Below are 20254 nucleotides of genomic sequence, written 5' to 3' on the forward strand. Positions count from 1 at the left end.
ATGGGCTTTCGCATGGGGATCGTCGGGCTGCCGAATGTCGGCAAGTCCACGCTGTTCAACGCGCTGACGAAGACGGCCGCCGCGCAGGCCGCGAACTTTCCCTTCTGCACGATCGAGCCGAACGTGGGCGAGGTGGCGGTTCCCGATCCGCGGCTGGACAGCCTGGCGCAGATCGCCGGCAGCAAGCAGATCATCCCCACCCGCATCACCTTTGTCGACATCGCGGGCCTGGTGAAGGGCGCCAGCAAGGGCGAGGGCCTGGGCAACCAGTTCCTGGCCACGATCCGCGAGGTGGACGCCATCGCCCACGTCCTGCGCTGTTTCGAGGATGGCGACATCACCCATGTCGAGGGCCGCGTCGATCCGCTGGCCGATGCCGAGGTGATCGAGACCGAGCTGATGATCGCCGACATGGAATCGATCGAGCGGCGGCTGGCGAACCTGGCGCGCAAGCTGAAGGGCGGCGACAAGGACGCGGCCGACCAGCAGCGGCTGCTGAAGCAGGCGCTGGAGGCGCTGGAAGCGGGCCGCCCCGCGCGCACCATCGCGGTGTCCGAGGATGACCGCCGGGCCTGGGACATGCTGCAGCTGCTGACTGCCAAGCCGGTCCTCTTCGTCTGCAACGTGGCCGAGGACGAGGCCGCCAACGGCAACGCCCTGTCGGACAAGGTCCGCGAGATGGCCGAGGCGCAGGGCGCGGGCCATGTGGTGATCTCGGCCCGCATCGAGGAGGAGATCAGCCAGCTGGACGCCGAGGAGGCCGAGCTGTTCCTGGGCGAGATGGGGCTGGAGGAGCCGGGCCTGGATCGCCTGATCCGCGCCGGCTATGCGCTGCTGGGCCTGCAGACCTATTTCACCGTCGGCCCCAAGGAGGCCCGCGCCTGGACGATCACCAAGGGCACGCTGGCCCCGCAGGCGGCGGGCGTGATCCACGGCGATTTCGAGAAGGGCTTCATCCGGGCCGAGACCATCGCCTATGACGACTATATCGCCGGCAAGGGCGAGGCCGGCGCGCGCGAGGTGGGCAAGCTGCGCGTCGAGGGCAAGACCTATGAGGTCAAGGACGGCGACGTGCTGCATTTCCTGTTCAACGGCTGATTGGGATGGCCATCGGGACGAGGGGCGGGCCGTGCGGCCCGCCCTTTTTCGTTCAGTAATAGGTGAGCTCTGTCGCCTTGCCGCGGAAGACCGTATAGGCCAGCACCGAATAGCTGATGATGATCGGCAGCACGACCAGTGCACCTACCAGGATGATGATCAGGCTTTCGGGCGCGGCGGCGGCCTCGTAGATGGTCATCTGCTCGGGGACGACATAGGGATAGAAGCTGTAGGCCAGCCCCCCGAAGGCCAGCACGAAGAGGGTCGAGGCCAGCCAGAAGGGCGCCCAGGCCATGCGGTCGCGCTCCATCGGCAGGCGGTGCAGGACGCGCCACAGCGCCACGATCAGAACGGCCGACAGGACGGGCAGGGGGGACAGCAGCGCGATCTCGGGCCAGCTGAACCACTTGTCCCAGATGCGCGGGCTGACCAGGGGCGACGCGGCCGAGATCGCGGCCACCCCCGCCGCCAGCCCCCAGATGCCGCGCCGCGCCCAGAGGATCGCGCGCGCCTGCAGCACGCCCTCGGTCTTGCCGATCAGCCAGGTGGCGCCGATGAAGCTGAAGCCCACCGTCAGGAAGACCGCCGTCAGCAGCGCGAAGGCCAGGTTCGCCCAGGTCATCTGCAGGCCCGTGACATAGAGCCCCAGCATGAAGCCCTGCGCCAGCGAACTGGCCAGACTGCCCGCGAAGAAGGCCTTGTTCCAGGCACCCCGGTGATGCGTGGGCGCCTTGACGCGAAACTCGAAGGCGACGCCGCGCAGGATCAGCCCGACCAGCATCACCGCGACCGGCAGGTAAAGCGCCGTCAGGATGATCCCGTGAGCCACCGGAAAGGCCACCAGAAGGATGCCGATGGCCAGCACCAGCCAGGTCTCGTTCGCATCCCAGAAGGGGCCGATCGAGGCGACCATCCGGTCGCGTTCGTCCGGGGTGGCGAAGGGAAAGAGCAGCCCCACCCCCAGGTCGAAGCCGTCGAGGACGACATAGACCAGGATTGCGCCCCCCATCAGCAGGGCAAAGGCAAAGGGCAGCCAGGTGGCGGGGTCGCCGAAAAGCGTCATCATGGGATCACTCCGCAGGCTGAAGGGCGCGCAGGCCGGCATCGGGGGTGGGAACGTCCGGGGTCAGCGGGCGGTGCCGCGCGGCCTGGCGCGCAAGGAAGGTCAGCGTGGCCAGATAGGCCAGCATCAGCATCGCATAGACCAAGAGGTAAGCGACGAGGGTCGAGGCGACCATGCCGCCCGTCACCGGTCCGACCGCCTGTTCGGTGGTCAGCACGCCCGTCACCAGCCATGGCTGGCGGCCGATCTCGGTCACGTACCAGCCGGCCAGGGTCGCGACCCATCCCGAAAAGCCCATGCCGATGAAGGCATAGATCCAGGGGCGCGGCAGGCCCTCGACCCCGCGACCGCGGCGCATCAGCCACAGAGAGGACCAGGACAGCAGCAGCATTGCCATGCCGATCCCGACCATGACGCGGAAGGAAAAGAAGACCGGCGCCACGGGCGGATGCAGGGGCGAGCCGTCGGCGGCCAGGAAATCGTTCAGCCCCGGCACCACGCCCTCGATGTCATGCTTGAGGATCAGCGAGGCAACGCCCGGCAGCGCGATCTCGGCCCGGTTCTCGCGCGCGTCCTCATCCGGCAGCGCAAAGAGCACCAGCGGCACGCGGGACTGCGTGTCCCAGTTGGCCTCCATCGCGGCAACCTTGGCGGGCTGGTGTTCCAGCGTGTTCAGCCCGTGCATGTCGCCGGCCAGGATCTGCATCGGGATCAGGACCGCGCCAAGCGTCGCGCCAAAGCGCAGCGTGGCCCGCACCTCGTCCCCCCGGTCCCCCCAGAGCCAGCGCAGCGCCGAGAGACCGGCGATCAGGAAGGCCACCGTCAGTCCAGAGGCCAGCAGCATGTGGACCAGCCGATAGGGCAGCGACGGGTTGAAGACGATCGCGAACCAGTCGGTTGCGTGGACCACCCCGTCGCGCAGCTCGTACCCCGCCGGAGTGTGCATCCAGCTGTTCAGCACCAGGATCCAGAAGGCCGACAGCGTCGTCCCGAAGGCCACAAGGAAGGTCGCGGTCGTGTGCAGCCAGCTGGGCACACGCCGGAAGCCGAAGAGCATGATCCCCAGGAAGGCGGCCTCCAGGAAAAAGGCGGTCAGGATCTCGTAGGCCAGAAGCGGCCCCGCGATGTTGCCCACGGCCTCCATGAAGCCGGGCCAGTTGGTGCCGAACTGAAAGGACATGGTGATCCCCGACACCACCCCCAGGGCAAAGGAGAGCGCAAAGACCTTTACCCAGAAGCGATAGGCGTCCATCCATTTTTCCGCCCGCGTCGCGTTGAAGCGCAGCTTGAAGAACAGCAACACCCAGCCCAGGGCGATGGTGATGGTCGGGAACAGGATGTGGAAAGAGATATTCGCCGCGAACTGTATCCGCGACAGCAGAAGCGGGTCCATGAGGTGATCTCCGGTCAGGATGGCGGGTGGCGGGTCAGGAGGGTTTCTGGCGGCGGATCGGGATCAGCCGGCCGGCCCCGTCCACGATGCGGCCAAGGCGCGCGCCCATGTTCAGCAGGGCGACCAGACGCTCGGTCTCCATATGCGCCAGGTCGTCGTGGAACCGGGTCATCTGCTCGATCAGCTGGCGCAGTTCTGCCATGCGCGCATGGGCCGCGACGTCGGCCGGGTCGGGCTCGGTCATCGTCAGTTCGCGCAGCTTGGTCAGGGTCGGGTCGATCTCGCGCTTGCGCCGTTCGGCGATCAGGCAGCGCACGATCTCCCACAGGTCATCGGGGGTGGTGAAGAACTCTCGCCGGTCGTCGGGCTGGTGGCGCAGGCGGACCAGGTTCCAGCTTTGCAGCTCCTTCAGGGCCATCGACACGTTCGAGCGGGAAAAGCCCAAGGCACCCACGATGTCGTCGGCGCAGAGCGGCTGGTCGGACAGGAACAGCAGGGCATAGACCTGGCCCACAGTGCGGTTGATGCCCCACCGCGAGCCCATCTCGCCGAAGTGGAGGATGAATTCTTGTCGCAGGGTCGAGATGGTCATCGCGCTTTTCCGTTGTTTCAGGAATTACTGAAACAGAGATAGATCAGCCGCGGGCGAACCCAATGGTGCGGGATGTCGCATGCCTGTCGTGCGCCGGTCCCAAATGCAAACTGCCCCGCCGATGAGGGCGGGGCAGCGTCTGGTCATGTCGTGAGGTGGATCAGTTGCTGATGACGGAGCAGTCCTGCGACCGGCTGATCATCCGTTCGCAGGCCAGTTCGGCATGACCCTTGGACAGGTTCACGAAGCGCGGCTCGAAGCCGCGATTGGTGTTGGCCACGTGACGACGGGCCTTTCCGAAGATGCCGCCGTCCTGAAGCGCCAGGCCCAGAAGCAGGCGGTCGGCCTCGGCCTGCGACTTGTAGAGGCCAAGCGAGACGCCCCAGTTGCGGCCGCTGTCGGTCGGGCGGCGGACCACCTCGAGCGCGGCGGGATCGCTCAGGTCGCCCTCGCCCATGGCGGCAAGAATCACCGTTTCGGAGCGGGGCTTGGGGGCGGGCGAGGTGACCAGCGACAGGCTGCCTGCCGGAGCCTTAGTCGCGGCCGCGACCGCCGGGTTCGGCTCGGCCGCGGCGACCGCCGCGATGCTGGCGCTGCGGCGTGGCGAGGGCTGGGGACGGGTAGAGGCTGCCAGCACCGGCGCCGCAAGGCTGGCGGCGCTTGCCGGCGCGGGATCGGAGGCCACGGCGGCGGCGATAGCCTGTTCCACCGCTTCGGCCTTGCTGCCGGGGCGCGACCTGGGCCGTGGGCTGCTGGCCAGTGCGACGCCGGCCGGGGTGGCGGGGGTCGCGCCTTCCGTGGCGCGGCGCAGCGCTTCAGTCAGGTCCACCTGCGGGGCGGCGGGTGCCGCCGCCACGAGCGAGGCCGCCTCGGCTGGACGCGAGACCGGGGCAGGGGAGGCATTCAGGACCATCCGCTGCGGTTCGGGCTGGGTTGCGGCGGGGGTGGCGGCCACCTGCGCGCGCCGCGTGGTTCCCTGGACCAGCAGGCGAGGCGGCTGGGGACGGACCTCGCGAACGCGGTCGGGGATGCGGGTGAAGCTGCTGTCCAGCAGTTCCGCCATCACCTGGTTGCGGTGGGCGGTGGAGGTGCCGCCGAAGACCGAGGCGATCAGCCGCTTGTTGCCGCGCTGCGCCGAGGCGGTCAGGTTGAAGCCGGCGGCGCGGGTATAGCCCGTCTTGATGCCGTCGGCGCCGTTATAGGCGTCCAGAAAGCGGCGGTTGGTCGAGGCGACCTGCGCGATCCCCGCATCGGCCGAACGGCGCGAGAACAGGTTGTAATACTGGGGAAAGTCGTAGAACAGGTGACGGCCCAGCACGCTCATGTCATGGGCGGTCGAGTAATGCCCGTCACGGGTCAGACCATGCGCGTTGCGGAACTGCGAATTGGTCATGCCGATCGCGCGGGCCATCTGGGTCATCTGCTGGGCAAAGGCCTCCTCGGACCCGGCCAGGCCTTCGCCGATCGTGGTGGCGGCGTCGTTGGCCGACTTGATCGCGGCGGCGCGGATCAGGTAGCGCAGCTCGATCTGCTGGCCGGCGCGCAGGCCCAGCTTTGACGGCGGCTCATTGGCGGCCTTGGACGAGACGGTAAATTTGGAATCGAGCCGAACCCGGCCGCTCTCGATGGCGTTGAAGGCCATGTAGAGCGTCATCATCTTGGTCAGCGAGGCCGGGTGGAGCCGCGTGTCGGAATTCTGTCGATAAATCGGCTGCCCGGTGCGGGCGTCCATGACATAGGCTGCAAAAGGGGCCGCGGCGGCCGGCAGGCCCATGATCGTCGCGGCCATCAGCGCAAGGCTCCACAGCCGGAAAGCGGTAAGGAATCGGGTCACTGTCGCTGTCTCTCTGCCTCAAGCGGGTGTGTCATTTGTCGCACCCCGTCGTTAATGACATGACAATAGCACGGGTGAATATTCCGTGAAACCGGCCAATCGAACTTATTTTCCGCTTCCGGACAGGGGGCTGCGCCGGTCTGCGGGGCAGGGGGGCTTTCATCCGCGGCCGATTGCGCTATATTTTTCCACAGCACGGCCGCCTTTCCGGGGCGGCCGCTTCGTCGCAGCATTCAGGAACGACCGTAGACCCGATGACGCACTGGATGACCGATCCCGAAAACCCCGACGATCAGTCCGATCTGGCGGTCAAGCCCCGCAGCCGCACGCAGCGTCCGCCCATGTACAAGGTGCTGATGCTGAACGACGACTTCACGCCGATGGAGTTCGTGGTCCATGTGCTGGAGCGGCTGTTCCACATGACCCATGCCCAGGCTATCGAGATCATGCTGACGGTTCACCGCAAGGGTGTGGCCGTCGTCGGGGTGTTTTCGCATGAGGTCGCCGAGACGAAGGTCGCCCAGGTGATGGAGCTGGCGCGCCGCCAGCAGCATCCCCTGCAATGCACCATGGAAAAAGAGTAATCGCGTGACCCAATCACGACTGGACCTGGCCTTCCCGGACGGCCATCCCGGGGGCGAGGTGCTGTTCATCGGCGCGCAGGCCGCCGATGACCTGTCCCCCCTGGACCCGCAGCATCTGCAGATCGCCCAGGGAAATTTTCCCGACCATCACGGCTTGGCGGCGCGCGGCTATCGCGTGGCGGCGGATGTCGATGGCAGCTTTGATGCGGCCATCGTGCGGTTGCCGCGCGCCAAGGCCGAGGCGCGGGCGCGCATCGCGGATGCGGCCGGACGGCTGCCGCAGGGCGCGGATCTGTGGATCGACGGGCAGAAGACGGACGGGATCGACGCGATCCTGAAGGAGATGCGCGCGCTGGCCCAGGTCAGCGATGTCATCAGTAAGGCGCATGGCAAGATCTTTCGCGTCACCGTTCCGGCCGGCGACTGGCTGCCGGGCGACTGGCGCGCCGCTGAGCGCGAGGTCCTGTCCGGCTTTGTCACCCGCCCCGGCGTGTTTTCGGCGGATGGCGTCGATGCGGGGTCGCGGATGCTGGCCGACCACCTGCCCGACCGCCTGCCGACGCGCATCGTCGACCTGGGCGCGGGCTGGGGCTGGCTGGCGGCGCAGGCGCTGAAGCGCGACAGCATTACCGAACTGCACCTGGTCGAGGCGAACCATGCCGCGCTGGAATCGGCGCGCCACAACGTCACCGATTCCCGGGCGCGGTTCCATTGGGCCGATGCGCGCGATTTCAGCCTGCGCGAGCCGGTGAACGGGGTGATCATGAACCCGCCCTTCCACGAGGGGCGGCAGGCGGATCCGCGGCTTGGCGGCGCCTTCATCGCCACGGCGGCGCGCCTGCTGACCGGGGCCGGGCGGCTGTGGATGGTGGCGAACCGCCATCTTCCCTACGAATCGGTTCTGTCCGAACATTTCGGCCAGGTCCACGAGATCGCCGGCGACAGCCGCTTCAAGGTGATCGAGGCCACCGCCGCCGGCAAGGGCAGCGCGACGCAGCGCAAGGGAGGCCGCCGATGACCCTTTCGATCCAGGGCAAGGTGGCGATCGTGACCGGCGCCGCCCGCGGCGTGGGCCTGGCGATCGCGCGCCATTTCGTCGAACGCGGCGCCTCGGTCATGTTCGCGGATGGCGACGAGGCGGCGCTGAACTCGGTCGTCTCGGACTATGAGGACGGCGGCGGCCAGGTGCGCCGATTTGCGGGCAACATGTCGGAAAAGCTGGCGATGGCGAACCTGCTGTCGGCGACGCTGGACGCCTTTGACCGGGTGGACATCCTGGTCAACGCGCACCGCTTCGTGCGCAGCAGCGACCCGCTGGACACCGACATGGACGCGCTGGAGGAGATGCTGCGCCAGAACATGCTGGCGGGCCTGCGCCTGTCGCAGATGGTGGCCAAACGCATGATCAAGCAGGCCGAGGGAGAGGGTCCCGCGGCGCAGTCGGGCGCCATCGTAAACATCTCGACCCTGGCGGCGCGGCGGCCGGTCCTGTCGATGCTGGGATATTCCATCGCCTGCGCCGCGCAGGAGCAGGCGACGCGCGGGCTGGCGCTGGCCCTGGCGCGGCACCGGATCCGCGTGAACGGGGTCAGCTTCAGCAGCGTCATGTCACACGAGCTGCAATGCGCGCTGAAGGAAGACCCCGACAAGCGCGCCCAGATCATCGCGGGCACGCCCCTGGGTCGGATCGCCCCTGCCGATGAGCTGTCGGAGACGGTGCATTACCTCGTCAGCGACGGCGCACGCTTTGTCACGGGCCAGATCATCACGGTCGATGGCGGCCGCAGCCTGGGCGACCCGGTGACGGCACAGGTACTCTAGGGGGCTCAGCCTTCCTGCGGGTAAGCCGCGCGGCAGGCGTCGATGGCCGCGTTGGCGCTGCGCGACAGGGCGGCCTGGCGGGCGGCCAGGTTGTCGCGCTTGCGCATTTCCGCCGCCGGGTCGATCGCCACGCGATAGCGTTCATTGTCCGCATAGTCGCGCCAGCAGCCATAGGTGGTGACGGCGGTATGTCCATCCTTGTCGCGCCGCAGCGCCTCGCACTGGCCAAAGCGCGACCGCACGACCTGGCGTTCCTCCCAGGCATAGCCGCGGGCCAGGTTGCCCTCGACCTCGGCCAGAAGGGCGCTGACCTGCCGGTATTCGCTGGTGTTGCGGCTGATGCACTGTTCGCGGGGCGTGCCGCAGGCGGCCAGCGTCAGGGGCAGGGCAGCCATAAGGCCAAGGGTGGTGTTGCGGCGCATGGCGGGTCTCTTTACATCGGTCCCCAGATGGTAGCCGCGAGGCGGCCTGCTTGGCAAATCACGAATGAGGAGCGTCATGGACGAACAACGCCGCCGCGCCGCCGCATGGTTCCACGAGTTGCGCGACCGCATCGTCGAGGCCTTCGAGGGGTTGGAGGATCGCGCGCCTGGCCCCCTGCCTGCCGGTCGCTTCGAGGTGACGCCGACCACGCGCGCCGATGACGGCGGCGGCGGGCTGATGTCGGTCATGCGCGGCGGCCGTGCCTTTGAGAAGGTTGGCGTCAACTGGTCCGAGGTTCACGGCACGCTGGCCCCCCGCGCCCAGGCCGCGATGGCCGCGCGCGGCGTGCCGGGCATGCAGGACGACCCGCGTTTCTGGGCCAGCGGCATCAGCCTGGTGGCCCACATGCAGAACCCGCATGCGCCCGCCGTCCACATGAACACGCGCATGTTCTGGACGCCCGGCGCCTGGTGGTTCGGGGGCGGGACGGACCTGAACCCTTGCCTGGAATATGCCGGAGATACCGCCCATTTCCACGACACGCTGCGCGCGGCCTGCATGCCGCACGGGGCCGATTACTATGACCGCTTCAAGGCCTGGGCGGACGAGTATTTCTTTATCCCCCATCGCGGGCGGGCGCGGGGCGTGGGCGGGATCTTCTACGACGACCTGAATACGGGCGATTGGGAGGCCGACTTTGCCTTTACCCGCGCCGTGGGCGAGGCCTTCCTGCCCGCCTTCCTGCCTTTGGCCGAGGCGCGGATGACACAACCCTTCGACAATGCCGACCGCGACGCGCAGCTGGTCCATCGCGGCCTCTATGCGGAATACAACCTGGTCTATGACCGGGGGACCAAGTTCGGGCTGGAAACCGGGCACAATGCCGATGCCGTGCTGATGAGCCTGCCGCCGCTGGCGAAATGGATCTGACCACGACCGAAGGGCTGGCCGGTTTCGTGCTGGCCGCCGTTCTGGCCGAGATCACGCCCGGCCCGAACATGAGCTACCTGGCCATTGTGGCGCTTGGCGACGGGCGCCGTGCCGGGCTGGCGGCGGTGGCGGGCGTCGCCCTGGGGCTGGGGCTGGTGGGGGTCGCCGCGGCCTTGGGGCTGGGTGCGCTTATCACCGCCGTGCCGGCGCTGGCGCAGGTCCTCAGATGGGGCGGTGCGGCCTATCTGCTCTGGCTGGCATGGCAGGGTTGGAAAGGGGCCGATGAGGCCCCCGAACATGCGCCGCGCGGATCGACGCTGGCACGGTTCTTCCGGCGGGGGCTGGTGACCAACCTGCTGAACCCCAAGGCCTTCGCCTTCTACCTGACCGTGCTGCCCGCCTTCGTGCCCGACGCGGCGGGCGATCCGGCGCGTTTCCTGACAATGGCCGCGATCTATGTCGCGATCGCGACCGCCATTCATGCATCGATCGTGCTGGCCGCGGCCTCCTGGCATCGGGTTCTGGGGCAGGAGGCCGCGCAGGGCCGGCTGCGGCGCCTGCTGTCAGTGCTGCTGGCCCTGGTCGCGGTGTGGCTGCTGGTGGCGACCGCCGGCTGATCAGACGTCCAGTTCCTCGACGAACCGGGCATTTTCCTGGATATATTCGAACCGCAGCTCGGGCTTCTTGCCCATCAGCCGTTCGACCAGGTCGCCGGTCTCGCCGCCCTCGTCGTCGTCGATGCTGACCCGGATCAGCTTGCGCGTCTTGGGGTTCATCGTCGTGTCCTTGAGGTCCTTGGCGTCCATCTCGCCCAGACCCTTGAAGCGCTGCACGTCGATCTTGCCGCGCCCGCCCAGACCCTTGGCCATCATGCGCTCTTTCTCGGCATCGTCGGAAACATAAAGACGATGCGCCCCCTGCGTCAGGCGGTACAGCGGCGGGCAGGCCAGGTACAGGTGCCCCTTGTCGATCATCGGCCGCATCTGCGTGAAGAAGAACGTCATCAAGAGCGACGCGATATGCGCGCCGTCGACGTCCGCGTCCGTCATGATGATGACCTTGTCGTAACGCAGGTCATCGACGTTGAACTTGGACCCCATGCCCACGCCAAGCGCCTGGCACAGGTCGTTGATCTCCTGGTTGGCGCCCATCTTGCTGGATGCGGCGCCCAGCACGTTCAGGATTTTGCCACGCAGGGGCAGCAGCGCCTGGTTGGTGCGGTCGCGGGCCATCTTGGCCGAACCGCCGGCGCTGTCGCCTTCCACGATGAACAGCTCGGTCCCCTCGCGGTTGGTGGCGCTGCAATCGACCAGCTTGCCGGGCAGGCGCAGCTTTTTCGTGGCCGTCTTGCGGGCGGTTTCCTTTTCCTGGCGGCGGCGCAGGCGTTCCTCGGCCCGCAGGATCAGGAAATCCAGGATCGCCCCGGCGGATTTCGTGTCGGCGGCCAGCCAGTTGTCGAAATGGTCGCGCACCGCGTTCTCGACCAGACGGGCGGCCTCGGTCGTGGCCAGGCGGTCCTTGGTCTGACCCACGAATTCCGGCTCGCGGATGAAACAGCTGACCAGCGCGCAGCCGCCGATGGTCAGGTCCTCGCGCGTGATCTGGGCGGCCTTCTTGTTGCTGACGCGTTCGCCATAGGCGCGCAGGCCCTTCAGGATTGCCGCCCAGAAGCCCATCTCGTGCGTGCCGCCCTCGGGGGTGGGCACGGTGTTGCAATAGGACTGGATGAAGCCGTCGCGGGCCGGCGTCCAGTTGATGGCCCAATCGACCTTGCCCGGCACGCCGAACTTCTGCTGGAAATCGACGCTGCCGGCAAAGGGACGGTCCGAATAGGTCGAGGCGCCCGACAGCGTTTCGGCCAGGTAATCCGCCAGCCCGCCCGGAAAGTGGAACACGGCCTCGCGCGGGGTCTCTCCGTCGTCGATCTCGGACTTCCAGCGGATCTCGACCCCGCTGAACAGGTAGGCCTTGGACTTGACCATCTTCAGCAGCCGCGCGGGCTTGAAGCGGTGATGGCCGAAGATCTCCTCGTCGGCGTGGAAGGTCACGGTGGTGCCGCGCCGGTTGGGCGCAGCCCCGATCTTCGCCACCGGTCCCTGCGGGATGCCGCGGGAAAAGCGCTGTTCGAACAGTTCGCGGTTGCGCGCCACCTGGACGATCATGATGTCGGACAATGCGTTCACGACCGAGGCACCGACCCCGTGCAATCCGCCCGAGGTCTGGTAGGCATCGCCCGAGAACTTGCCCCCCGCGTGCAGGGTGCACAGGATCACCTCCAGCGCGGACTTGCCGGGGAACTTGGGATGCGGGTCGACGGGGATGCCGCGGCCATTGTCGCGCACGACGACGCTGTAATCCGCCAGCAGCTCGATCTCGATGCGGCTGGCATGGCCCGCCACGGCCTCGTCCATCGAGTTGTCCAGGATTTCCGCGACCAGGTGGTGCAGCGCGCGTTCATCCGTGCCGCCGATATACATGCCGGGGCGCTTGCGCACGGGCTCCAGCCCTTCCAGCACCTCGATCGAGGATGCGGAATAGGCGTCGGCTTGCATGTCGCCGGAGAGAAGGTCGTCGGCCATGGGGCTCTGCTCGTTCTGTCTGAGGGTTGGCGCGGTTATCTCATGCACCGGGGTCCGGCGGCAAGGGCTTGTGGGGCCGGGGGCACCCGGCCCAACCAATGGGGACGCGGCTATTCCGGTTCGGCCATGCGCGCCTGCCACATGGCCTGGAAGGCCGGACGTTCCTGGCAGGCCGACAGCCAGGCGCGGATCGCGGGGAAGGGCTCCATCAGCGCGCCGTGGCCCTGGGCATAGCGCATGATCTCGGCCATGTTCAGGTCCGCCACGGTAAAGCGCCCGCCGACCAAATAGGCATGGATCGCCAGATGTTCCTCCAGCACCTTCAGGGGGCGGACCAGCCGTTCGGCGGCCTGGGCCACGATGCCCGCATCCTCGGCATCCTGCAGCGTGCCCCGGTTGTGCAGCATGAGGATGGTCAGGGCGTCAGGCTCGATCGCGGTGGCGCCATAAAAGGACCATTGGCCCATCAGCGCATCCTCGGCATAATCCTGCGGTCCGACGCTGGTGCCGTGCTTGCGCGCCAGATGCAGCGTGATCGCAAGCGACTCCGACAGGAACAGACCCTCGTCCTCGATCACCGGGATCGCGCCCGCGGGCGACAGCGCCAGGAAGTCCGGGCTGCGGGTGTTCAGGGGCGCGCCGGCCGCGTCGGCATGGGCGATGCGATAGGCCTGGATCACCGGCACCTGCCGGAAGGGCAGGTCCAGTTCGTGGCACAGCCAGATGACGCGCGAGGCGCGCGAGCGCGTGACGCCGTGGATGATCAGCATGGGAACCCCAGAGGTTTGGACTGCGGCCCAGACTGTGCGAGGTCGCGACCGGCCGCAACCCCTAGCGCAGCCCGGCCCGCGTCGCCGCCCGGTCGATGGCGTCGACCACGGCCTGCGGGTCGCCGTGCTGGGGCATGTGGCCTATGCCCGGCATCACCACCAGATGCGCCCCCGCCACGTCCCGCACCATCTGACGCGAATGGATGTCCAGATAGACCGTGGTGTCGCGGTCGCCGTGCAGCAGCTCGATCGGCATGGTCAGGCTGGGGTATTGGGGCGCCATCGCCGCCAGATAGGGCTTGAGGTGGCCCACCTGCTGTGCGTTGGCGCGCAGGCTGTCGCGCCGGGCCGACAGCCCCGCCCCGATATGGTCCGCATAGCCCGGTGGCGGTTGCTGCGGCGCGAAGATGCCGGCGATGATGTCCTCGGCCCGGTCCTCGGGCACGAAGGCGGTGATCAGCGGCACCGCCGCGTGCTGGCCCAGGCTGCTGTTGATGAAGGGATACCAGGGGCCTAGGTCGCCCGGCCAGGGATGGGTGGCCCCGGCCAGCAGCACCAGGGCCGAGGTGCCCGCGGGATCGCCCAAGGCCCAGGCCATCGCCACGGCGCCGCCATAGCTGTGCCCCAGCACGATCGGATCGTCCACGTCCAGCTGGTCGGCCGCGGCGCGCAGCAGGTCGGCCTGGGCGCGCGGGTCCTCGGTCAGCGCGCCGATCGGGTCGGTCCAGCCCAGGCCGGGGCGGTCGAAGGCGATCACGCGATAGCGGTCGGTCAGCCGCCCCACCAGGTCAAAGGTGAAATCGCGGCTGCTGCCGCTGGCGCCGTGCAGCAGCACCAGGTCGGGACCCCGGCCCTCGACATGGGCGTGGACGGTGACGCCGTTCACCTGCAGCAGGCGCCCGGTCGGCGGGTATCGCGCCTCGAAGGCGGCCTCGCGCGCTGCGGCGCGCCTGTCGACATAGGCCGCGCAGCCGCCCAGAAGCACCGCCAGCCCCAAGGCCGCCAGCAGCAGTTTCGCCCATGTCATGCAATCTCCCCTCTGCCGTCCCTGCCGAACAGACACGGGCGCAGGGCGGTTCCGGTTGCGGAGACCGGGCGCGAACCCGACCCGCGGCCAGGTGATTTGCAACAGCACCCGCTTGGGCGTAATCAGGCGAACAAATCCGCCCGAGGTGTTCCGATGACCGTCCGACCGTCGCTTCTGTCCCTGGCCGTCATGCTGATGCCCGTCGCGGCAGGGGCGCATCCCCATGTCTTCATCGATGCCGCGCTGCAGCTGGACCATGATCCGGAAGGGCGCCTGACGGAGATCGCCGTCGAATGGGCCTATGACGATTTCTATTCGCTGCTGATCATCGAGGACATGGGGCTGGATCCCGATGGCGACGGGCAACTGACCCCCGCGGAGGAGGCGAGCCTTCAGGGTTTCGACGCGGACTGGGCGCCGGGGTCGCAAGGGGGCCTCTATCTGGGCGTGGAGGGCCGGCGCGTCTCCCTCCAGGCGCCGCGGGATTTCAGCGCCAGCTATCGCGACGGGCGGCTTATCTCGCGCCATGTCCGGCCCCTGGCGACGCCGCTGGAGGCGGGGGTGCCGCTGCTGATCCAGGTCTATGATCCGGAATATTACGTCCAGTTCAGCCTGCCCGACGCGCCGGTGGTCAATGGCGGCCGCGACTGCCGGATCCGTCAGCGGCCGGGCGATCCCTATGCCGCCGCCGATGCCTATGCCCAGGCCGTGGCCGCCGCGCTGGAGGACGACGACAGCGGCATGACCGAGGAGATGCTGATGGTCGACATCGGCCCGGCCGGCGCGGATGAGGTCCGCATCCAGTGCGGCACCGCGCCATGAGCCGCGGCCTGTTGCGCGTCCTGGCGCTGACCGGGCTGGCGGTGGGGCTGGTCGTTGTGGCCCTGTGGCTGTCAGGCGGCCTAGCGGGGATCGAACATTGGGCCGCCGCCCGCCAGCGCGAGGCGCAGAACCTGATGGCGGGCGCCCTGCGGTCCCTGCGCAACGCCGAGCCCGGTGCGGTCCTGGCGCTGCTGTCGGTCTGTTTCGGCTATGGCGTCTTTCACGCCATCGGTCCGGGCCACGGCAAGCTGGTCATCGGCAGCTATGGCTTTGGCACCCCCGTGCCGCTGGCGCGGCTGGCGGGCCTGTCGGTGGTGGCCTCACTGGCGCAGGCAGGGTCCGCCATCTTGCTGGTCTGGGGCGGGATCACCTTTCTGGACCTGGGGCGGCAGGCGCTGACCGAGCTGACCGAGGAGCGGATGGCCGACATCAGCGCGGTGCTGATCGCGATGGTCGGGCTGTGGCTGGGCCTGCGCGGGCTGCGGATGCTGAGTGCGACGGCGCGGCACCACGACCACCACCATCATCACGGCGACGATTGCGGCTGCGGTCACGCCCATGGGCCGACGCCCGCGCAGGTCGCGCAGACCCGGTCGCTGCGGGATGCGGTGCTGGTCATCGGCAGCATCGCGGCGCGGCCTTGCACGGGGGCCATGTTCCTTTTGCTGCTGACATGGCGGATGGGGATCTTTGGCATGGGCGTGCTGGGGACCGTGGCGATGGGCTTGGGGACCGCCTTTGTCACCCTGGGCGTCGCGGGCCTGGCGGTCTGGGCACGGCGGGGCAGCTTTGCCATGATGCCCGCTACCGGTCCCTGGGCGCAGGCCGCGCGCTGGCTGCCCGGCGCGATGCAGCTGGGGGCGGGGGCGCTGATCGCGGTCATCTCGGCCGGTCTGCTGTTCTAGGGGCTGCGGCGGCGCGCCGCAGGCGGGCGGGCCGGCGTTTGACTCAGGTCAAGGACGTTGGGCGGCCTCGGGTCTAGACCCGGGGCGCGCAACAGGAGCCTTTCCATGTCCACCCCCCAGCTGGATCAGCCCAGCCTTTATGCCTCGCGCGAGCCGATCTTTCCCAAGCGGGTCAGCGGCCGGTTTCGCAACCTGAAATGGGTCGTGATGGCAGTGACGCTGCTGATCTACTACGTCACGCCCTGGATTCGCTGGGATCGCGGCAGCCTCATGCCGGACCAGGCGGTGCTGGTGGACCTGGCCAACCGCCGCTTTTTCTTTTTCTGGATCGAGATCTGGCCGCACGAATTCTACATCGTTGCGGGGCTTCTGGTCATGGCGGGGCTGGGGCTGTTCCTGTTCACCTCGGCGCTTGGGCGGGTCTGGTGCGGCTATGCCTGCCCGCAGACGGTCTGGACCGACCTCTTCATTCTGGTCGAACGCTGGATCGAGGGCGACCGCAACAACCGCATCCGCCTGCACCGGCAGGGCTGGGACCTGACGAAGGCGCGGCTGCGGCTGACCAAATGGGCGGCTTGGCTCGTGATCGCGCTGCTGACCGGGGGGGCCTGGGTCTTCTATTTCACCGATGCGCCGACGCTGGCGCGCGACCTGGTGACGCTGAATGCCCACCCGGCGGCCTGGGTCACCATCGCCATCCTGACCGCCACCACCTTCGCCTTTGGCGGCTTTGCCCGCGAACAGATCTGCATCTATGCCTGCCCCTGGCCGCGCATCCAGGCCGCGATGATGGACGAGGACACGCTGACCGTCGCCTATCGCGACTGGCGCGGAGAGCCGCGCGGCAAGGCGGCGGCGAAACCGGCGGCGGTGCCCGCCGTCGCGCCCAAGGGGGACTGCATCGACTGCATGGCCTGCGTGAACGTCTGCCCCATGGGCATCGACATCCGCGACGGCCAGCAGCTGGAATGCATCACCTGCGCCCTGTGCATCGATGCCTGCGACGAGATCATGGACCGCACCGGCAAGCCGCGCGGCCTGATCGGCTACATGGCGCTGCGCGACGAGGAGGCCGAGCGCACGGGCGCCGCGCCCCGGTCGGTCTGGGCCCATGTGCTGCGGCCCCGGACGCTGCTGTATTTCACCATGTGGGCGGCCATCGGGGTGCTGCTGTCGCTGGCGCTGGTGATGCGGTCCGAGGTGGACATGAACGTGACCCCTGTCCGCAACCCGCTCTATGTCACGCTGTCGGACGGCGCGATCCGCAACAGCTATGAGCTGCGCCTGCGCAACAAGCAGCACGAGGCCGTGACATTCCAGCTGGGCGTCGAGGCGCCGGGCCAACTGATCCTGTCGGTCGAGGGCGAGCCCGCGCGGCAGATCACCGTCGCGCCCGACCAGACCCTGACGCAGCGCCTCTACCTGACGGCGCCGGCCGGTTCCGACATGGCGGGGATCGAAAGCAGCCAGATCGTGCTGACCGCCGCCCAGATCGACGGGCAGGCCCGTACGCGCATCGACACCGTCTTCCACGGAAAGGAAACCGCACGATGAAAGGCGAACTCAAGGGCGTCCATGTGCTGGCCATCACCCTGGCCGCCTTCGGCACGATCATCGCCGTGAACCTGGTGATGGCCTATAGCGCGATCAGCAGCTTTCCCGGCGTCGAGACGCGCAGCTCCTATATCGCGTCGCAGCATTTCCAGGCCGATCGCGACGCGCAGCAGCGGCTGGACTGGCACGCCGATCTGCGCGTGGAGGGCGACCACCTGATGCTGAGCCTGCGCGACGGGGCGGGCGCGGCCGTGGCGCCCGGCGCGCTGCAGCTGATGCTGCGCCGACCCACCCATCAGCGCGCCGACCAGCAGCCCCGCCTTGTCCCCGAAGGGCCGGGCCAGTGGCGCGTCACCGCCGACCTGGCGCCCGGCAACTGGAATGCCGACCTGAGCGCCGCCGCCGCCGACGGCACCGCCTTTCGCCAGCGCCTGCCGCTGCATCTGGGGAACTGACGCCATGGCCGACCTGACCGCCTCTGCCGGATACCAGCCGCGCCTGGGGGCCTGTCCCGCCTGCGACGCGGCGCCCCTGGCGCAGCGCCTGGCCGAGCGGGCCGAGGCTGCGCGTCCCGCCAGCCTGATCCTGTCGCTGCCGGCGGCGCATTGCGCGCTCTGCATCACCGATGTGGAACGCGCCCTGACCGCCCATCCGGGCGTGCGGGGCGCGCGGGTGAACCTGACCCTGCGCCGTGTCACCGTCGACGCGCCCGGCCTGACGGCCGAAGACCTGATCCCGGTCCTGGCAGGCATCGGCTATGAGGCGCACGAGCTGGACCCGCAGGCCCTGTCGGCCACCGCCGCCGACCGCGCGGGGCGCGACCTGCTGATGCGCATCGGCGTGTCGGGATTCGCGATGATGAACATCATGATCCTGTCGGTCGCGGTCTGGTCGGGGGCCGAGGCCGCCACGCGGGACCTGTTCCACTGGATCAGCGGCGCCATCGCGCTGCCCACAGTGGCCTTCGCGGGTCAGCCCTTCTTTGCCAGCGCATGGGCCTCGCTGCGCGCGCGGCGGCTGGGGATGGACGTGCCCATCTCGCTGGCGCTGGTGCTGGCTTCGGCGATCAGCGTCTTCGAGACGGTGCATTCGGGGCATCACGCCTATTTCGACGCGGCCGTGATGCTGTGCTTTTTCCTGCTGATCGGGCGCTACCTGGACCACCGGACCCGCGCCATCGCCCGATCCGCCGCGGCCGAACTGACCGCGCTGGAGGTGCCGCGCGCCACCCTGCTGCGCAACGGCACCGAAGCGGTGGTGGCCGTCGCCGACCTGCGCCCCGGCGATCTGATCCGCGTGCGTCCGGGCGGGCGCATCCCGGCCGACGGGGTGATCACCGAAGGCGCGTCCGAGATCGACCGCGCCCTGCTGACCGGTGAGACGCTGCCCGTGCCTGCCGCGCCGGGCCTGGCGCTGTCGGCGGGTGAGGTGAACCTGACCGGGCCGCTGGTGCTGCGCGTCACCGCGGCCGGGCAGGACAGCTCGCTTGCGCGGCTGACCGCGCTGGTCGAGGCCGCCGAAAGCGCGCGGGGCCGCTATACGTCCCTGGCGGAACGTGCGGCGCGGGGCTATTCCCCGGCCGTGCACCTGCTGGCCTTCAGCAGTTTCCTGGGCTGGTTCTGGGCCACGGGCGACCTGCGGCTGGCGGTGAACATCGCGGCGGCGGTGCTGATCATCACCTGCCCCTGCGCGCTTGGGCTGGCGGTGCCGGCGGTCGCGACGGCGGCCTCGGGGCGGCTGTTCCGGCGCGGCCTGCTGATCAAGGACGGCACCGCGCTGGAGCGGCTGGCCGAGGTCGATACCGTGGTCTTCGACAAGACCGGCACCCTGACCATGGGCCAGCCGCGCCTGGTCGATGCAGGCGCCATCCCGCCCGACCTGCGCCCCGTCGCCCGGGCGCTGGCCGAGGCATCCTCCCACCCGCTGTCGCGCGCCCTGGCCGAGGCGCTGGCCGACACGCCGGCGGCGGTGCTGGACCAACTGACCGAACGGCCGGGGCAGGGCGTTTCGGGTCTCTGGCTGGGCCGGCTGGTGCGGCTTGGGCGCGGCGACTGGCTGGGCGCGGCGGATCGCGACGATGCGGCCACCCTGTCCAGCTGGCTGGGCATCGAAGGGCAGCCGCCCCTGCGCCTGGATTTCACCGACCGCCTGCGTCCGGGGGCTGAAGATTGCATCGCGGATCTGCACGTCGACGGGCGGCGGGTGATCCTGCTGTCGGGCGATCGCGCGGCCCCGGTCGCAGCGCTGGCGCGCCAGTTGGGCATCACCGAATGGCATGCTGGCGTCAGCCCCACCGAAAAGGCCGACCATGTCGGCCGCCTGGCCGAAGGGGGTGCCCGCGTCCTGATGGTGGGCGACGGGCTGAACGACACGGCGGCGCTGGCGCGGGCCCATGCCTCGATCTCTCCGGCCTCGGCGCTGGACGCGGCGCGGGTGGCCAGCGACATGGTGCTGACGGGTCAGGATCTGGCCCCGGTGGCCGAGGCGCTGGTGATCGCCCGCTGCGCCACCCGGCGCATCCGTGAGAACTTTGCCATCTCGTTCGGCTACAACGTGCTGGCGGTGCCCATCGCGCTGGCGGGTTTCGCGACGCCGCTGATCGCCGCGCTGGCCATGTCCACCAGTTCGATCACCGTCACCCTGAACGCCTTGCGCCTGTCCGGAAAGACCCGCTGATGGAAATCCTGACCATCCTCATTCCCGTGTCGCTTGGGCTGGGGGCCGCCGGCCTTGGCGCCTTCATCTGGGCGTTGCGGAACAGCCAGTTCGAGGACCCCAAGGGCGACAGCCAACGGGTGCTGTCGGATCGGTGGGACGACCAACCCCGCCAGGACCCGTGACGGGCCCTGACAGGCAGGA

General features: G+C 68.8%; 20 protein-coding genes. 12 read left to right on the forward strand and 8 right to left on the reverse strand.

What is annotated here, in order from left to right; genetic code table 11:
* Entirely contained in the window at positions 1-1098 is a 1098-nt protein-coding gene (gene ychF / locus ACZ2G3_RS06960; RefSeq protein ID WP_470398618.1) for a redox-regulated ATPase YchF, read from the forward strand.
* 52 nt (positions 1099-1150) lie between these two features.
* Here the strand turns inward: ychF and ACZ2G3_RS06965 are convergent, their stop codons facing one another.
* From ACZ2G3_RS06965 to ACZ2G3_RS06980, 4 genes are all read right to left on the reverse strand, one after another.
* Complete coding sequence (locus ACZ2G3_RS06965) at positions 1151-2161, reverse strand: cytochrome d ubiquinol oxidase subunit II (RefSeq protein ID WP_470399078.1); 1011 nt, start codon at positions 2159-2161, stop codon at positions 1151-1153.
* Positions 2162-2168: 7 nt separating this feature from the next.
* Complete coding sequence (locus tag ACZ2G3_RS06970) at positions 2169-3554, reverse strand: cytochrome ubiquinol oxidase subunit I (RefSeq protein WP_470398620.1); 1386 nt, start codon at positions 3552-3554, stop codon at positions 2169-2171.
* Between the two features lie 34 nt (positions 3555-3588).
* The gene (locus ACZ2G3_RS06975) at positions 3589-4146 is read right to left on the reverse strand and encodes a GbsR/MarR family transcriptional regulator (RefSeq protein WP_470398622.1); all 558 of its coding nucleotides are present in this window, start codon (positions 4144-4146) and stop codon (positions 3589-3591) included.
* 160 nt (positions 4147-4306) lie between these two features.
* Positions 4307-5980: a D-alanyl-D-alanine carboxypeptidase family protein gene (locus ACZ2G3_RS06980; RefSeq protein WP_470398624.1), complete on the reverse strand. Its 1674-nt coding sequence runs from the start codon at positions 5978-5980 to the stop codon at positions 4307-4309.
* Between the two features lie 266 nt (positions 5981-6246).
* Here ACZ2G3_RS06980 and clpS point away from each other — a divergent pair, with 266 nt between their 5' ends.
* From clpS to ACZ2G3_RS06995, 3 genes are read left to right on the forward strand one after another with little or no spacing between them, the layout of a single operon-like run.
* The gene (gene clpS / locus ACZ2G3_RS06985; protein ID WP_111298145.1) at positions 6247-6564 is read left to right on the forward strand and encodes an ATP-dependent Clp protease adapter ClpS; all 318 of its coding nucleotides are present in this window, start codon (positions 6247-6249) and stop codon (positions 6562-6564) included.
* Between the two features lie 4 nt (positions 6565-6568).
* A complete protein-coding gene (locus ACZ2G3_RS06990) occupies positions 6569-7582 on the forward strand; it encodes a methyltransferase (protein WP_470398627.1) in 1014 nt (337 codons plus the stop codon).
* Complete coding sequence (locus ACZ2G3_RS06995) at positions 7579-8385, forward strand: SDR family NAD(P)-dependent oxidoreductase (RefSeq protein ID WP_419267577.1); 807 nt, start codon at positions 7579-7581, stop codon at positions 8383-8385. The genes ACZ2G3_RS06990 and ACZ2G3_RS06995 overlap by 4 nt, the downstream gene beginning before the upstream one ends.
* Positions 8386-8390: 5 nt before the next feature.
* Here ACZ2G3_RS06995 and ACZ2G3_RS07000 read toward each other — a convergent pair whose 3' ends face one another.
* Complete coding sequence (locus tag ACZ2G3_RS07000; protein ID WP_470398630.1) at positions 8391-8807, reverse strand: hypothetical protein; 417 nt, start codon at positions 8805-8807, stop codon at positions 8391-8393.
* 64 nt (positions 8808-8871) lie between these two features.
* Here ACZ2G3_RS07000 and hemF point away from each other — a divergent pair, with 64 nt between their 5' ends.
* A complete protein-coding gene (hemF, locus tag ACZ2G3_RS07005) occupies positions 8872-9738 on the forward strand; it encodes an oxygen-dependent coproporphyrinogen oxidase (protein ID WP_470398632.1) in 867 nt (288 codons plus the stop codon).
* Positions 9729-10355, forward strand: a complete 627-nt coding sequence (locus ACZ2G3_RS07010; RefSeq protein ID WP_470398634.1) for a LysE family translocator — start codon at positions 9729-9731, stop codon at positions 10353-10355. Before hemF ends, ACZ2G3_RS07010 begins: the two co-directional genes overlap by 10 nt.
* Here ACZ2G3_RS07010 and parE read toward each other — a convergent pair whose 3' ends face one another.
* The 3 genes from parE to ACZ2G3_RS07025 form a co-directional block, all read right to left on the reverse strand.
* Positions 10356-12317, reverse strand: coding sequence for a DNA topoisomerase IV subunit B (gene parE, locus ACZ2G3_RS07015; RefSeq protein WP_470398636.1), 1962 nt, complete (start codon positions 12315-12317; stop codon positions 10356-10358).
* 110 nt (positions 12318-12427) lie between these two features.
* Entirely contained in the window at positions 12428-13087 is a 660-nt protein-coding gene (locus ACZ2G3_RS07020; RefSeq protein ID WP_470398638.1) for a glutathione S-transferase family protein, read from the reverse strand.
* 61 nt (positions 13088-13148) lie between these two features.
* On the reverse strand, positions 13149-14114 hold the full coding sequence (locus tag ACZ2G3_RS07025; RefSeq protein WP_470398640.1) for an alpha/beta fold hydrolase: 966 nt from the start codon (positions 14112-14114) through the stop codon (positions 13149-13151).
* Between the two features lie 153 nt (positions 14115-14267).
* Between ACZ2G3_RS07025 and ACZ2G3_RS07030 the strand changes: the two genes are divergently transcribed.
* The 6 genes from ACZ2G3_RS07030 (at position 14268) to ccoS (ending at position 20235) form a co-directional block, all read left to right on the forward strand.
* The gene (locus tag ACZ2G3_RS07030) at positions 14268-14936 is read left to right on the forward strand and encodes a DUF1007 family protein (protein WP_419267585.1); all 669 of its coding nucleotides are present in this window, start codon (positions 14268-14270) and stop codon (positions 14934-14936) included.
* Positions 14933-15841: a nickel/cobalt transporter gene (locus tag ACZ2G3_RS07035; protein ID WP_470398643.1), complete on the forward strand. Its 909-nt coding sequence runs from the start codon at positions 14933-14935 to the stop codon at positions 15839-15841. Before ACZ2G3_RS07030 ends, ACZ2G3_RS07035 begins: the two co-directional genes overlap by 4 nt.
* A 105-nt stretch (positions 15842-15946) precedes the next feature.
* A complete protein-coding gene (ccoG, locus tag ACZ2G3_RS07040) occupies positions 15947-17395 on the forward strand; it encodes a cytochrome c oxidase accessory protein CcoG (RefSeq protein ID WP_470398645.1) in 1449 nt (482 codons plus the stop codon).
* Positions 17392-17850 carry a FixH family protein gene (locus ACZ2G3_RS07045; RefSeq protein ID WP_470398647.1) on the forward strand — a complete coding sequence of 153 codons (459 nt, stop codon included), beginning with the start codon at positions 17392-17394 and terminating at the stop codon, positions 17848-17850. Before ccoG ends, ACZ2G3_RS07045 begins: the two co-directional genes overlap by 4 nt.
* Positions 17851-17854: 4 nt before the next feature.
* A complete protein-coding gene (locus tag ACZ2G3_RS07050) occupies positions 17855-20071 on the forward strand; it encodes a heavy metal translocating P-type ATPase (RefSeq protein ID WP_470398649.1) in 2217 nt (738 codons plus the stop codon).
* Positions 20071-20235, forward strand: coding sequence for a cbb3-type cytochrome oxidase assembly protein CcoS (gene ccoS, locus ACZ2G3_RS07055; protein WP_470398650.1), 165 nt, complete (start codon positions 20071-20073; stop codon positions 20233-20235). The genes ACZ2G3_RS07050 and ccoS overlap by 1 nt, the downstream gene beginning before the upstream one ends.
* The last annotated feature ends 19 nt before the right edge of the window (positions 20236-20254 follow it).

The organism is Paracoccus sp. KKT209, from assembly GCF_055635455.1.

Coding starts and splice junctions, on each gene's coding strand:
- ychF (WP_470398618.1), top strand. CDS start 1: ATGGGCTTTCGCATGGGGATCGTCGGGCTGCCGAATGTCGGCAAGTCC.
- ACZ2G3_RS06965 (WP_470399078.1), bottom strand. CDS start 2,161: ATGACGCTTTTCGGCGACCCCGCCACCTGGCTGCCCTTTGCCTTTGCC.
- ACZ2G3_RS06970 (WP_470398620.1), bottom strand. CDS start 3,554: ATGGACCCGCTTCTGCTGTCGCGGATACAGTTCGCGGCGAATATCTCT.
- ACZ2G3_RS06975 (WP_470398622.1), bottom strand. CDS start 4,146: ATGACCATCTCGACCCTGCGACAAGAATTCATCCTCCACTTCGGCGAG.
- clpS (WP_111298145.1), top strand. CDS start 6,247: ATGACCGATCCCGAAAACCCCGACGATCAGTCCGATCTGGCGGTCAAG.
- ACZ2G3_RS06995 (WP_419267577.1), top strand. CDS start 7,579: ATGACCCTTTCGATCCAGGGCAAGGTGGCGATCGTGACCGGCGCCGCC.
- ACZ2G3_RS07000 (WP_470398630.1), bottom strand. CDS start 8,807: ATGCGCCGCAACACCACCCTTGGCCTTATGGCTGCCCTGCCCCTGACG.
- hemF (WP_470398632.1), top strand. CDS start 8,872: ATGAGGAGCGTCATGGACGAACAACGCCGCCGCGCCGCCGCATGGTTC.
- ACZ2G3_RS07010 (WP_470398634.1), top strand. CDS start 9,729: ATGGATCTGACCACGACCGAAGGGCTGGCCGGTTTCGTGCTGGCCGCC.
- parE (WP_470398636.1), bottom strand. CDS start 12,317: ATGGCCGACGACCTTCTCTCCGGCGACATGCAAGCCGACGCCTATTCC.
- ACZ2G3_RS07020 (WP_470398638.1), bottom strand. CDS start 13,087: ATGCTGATCATCCACGGCGTCACGCGCTCGCGCGCCTCGCGCGTCATC.
- ACZ2G3_RS07025 (WP_470398640.1), bottom strand. CDS start 14,114: ATGACATGGGCGAAACTGCTGCTGGCGGCCTTGGGGCTGGCGGTGCTT.
- ACZ2G3_RS07030 (WP_419267585.1), top strand. CDS start 14,268: ATGACCGTCCGACCGTCGCTTCTGTCCCTGGCCGTCATGCTGATGCCC.
- ACZ2G3_RS07035 (WP_470398643.1), top strand. CDS start 14,933: ATGAGCCGCGGCCTGTTGCGCGTCCTGGCGCTGACCGGGCTGGCGGTG.
- ccoG (WP_470398645.1), top strand. CDS start 15,947: ATGTCCACCCCCCAGCTGGATCAGCCCAGCCTTTATGCCTCGCGCGAG.
- ACZ2G3_RS07045 (WP_470398647.1), top strand. CDS start 17,392: ATGAAAGGCGAACTCAAGGGCGTCCATGTGCTGGCCATCACCCTGGCC.
- ACZ2G3_RS07050 (WP_470398649.1), top strand. CDS start 17,855: ATGGCCGACCTGACCGCCTCTGCCGGATACCAGCCGCGCCTGGGGGCC.
- ccoS (WP_470398650.1), top strand. CDS start 20,071: ATGGAAATCCTGACCATCCTCATTCCCGTGTCGCTTGGGCTGGGGGCC.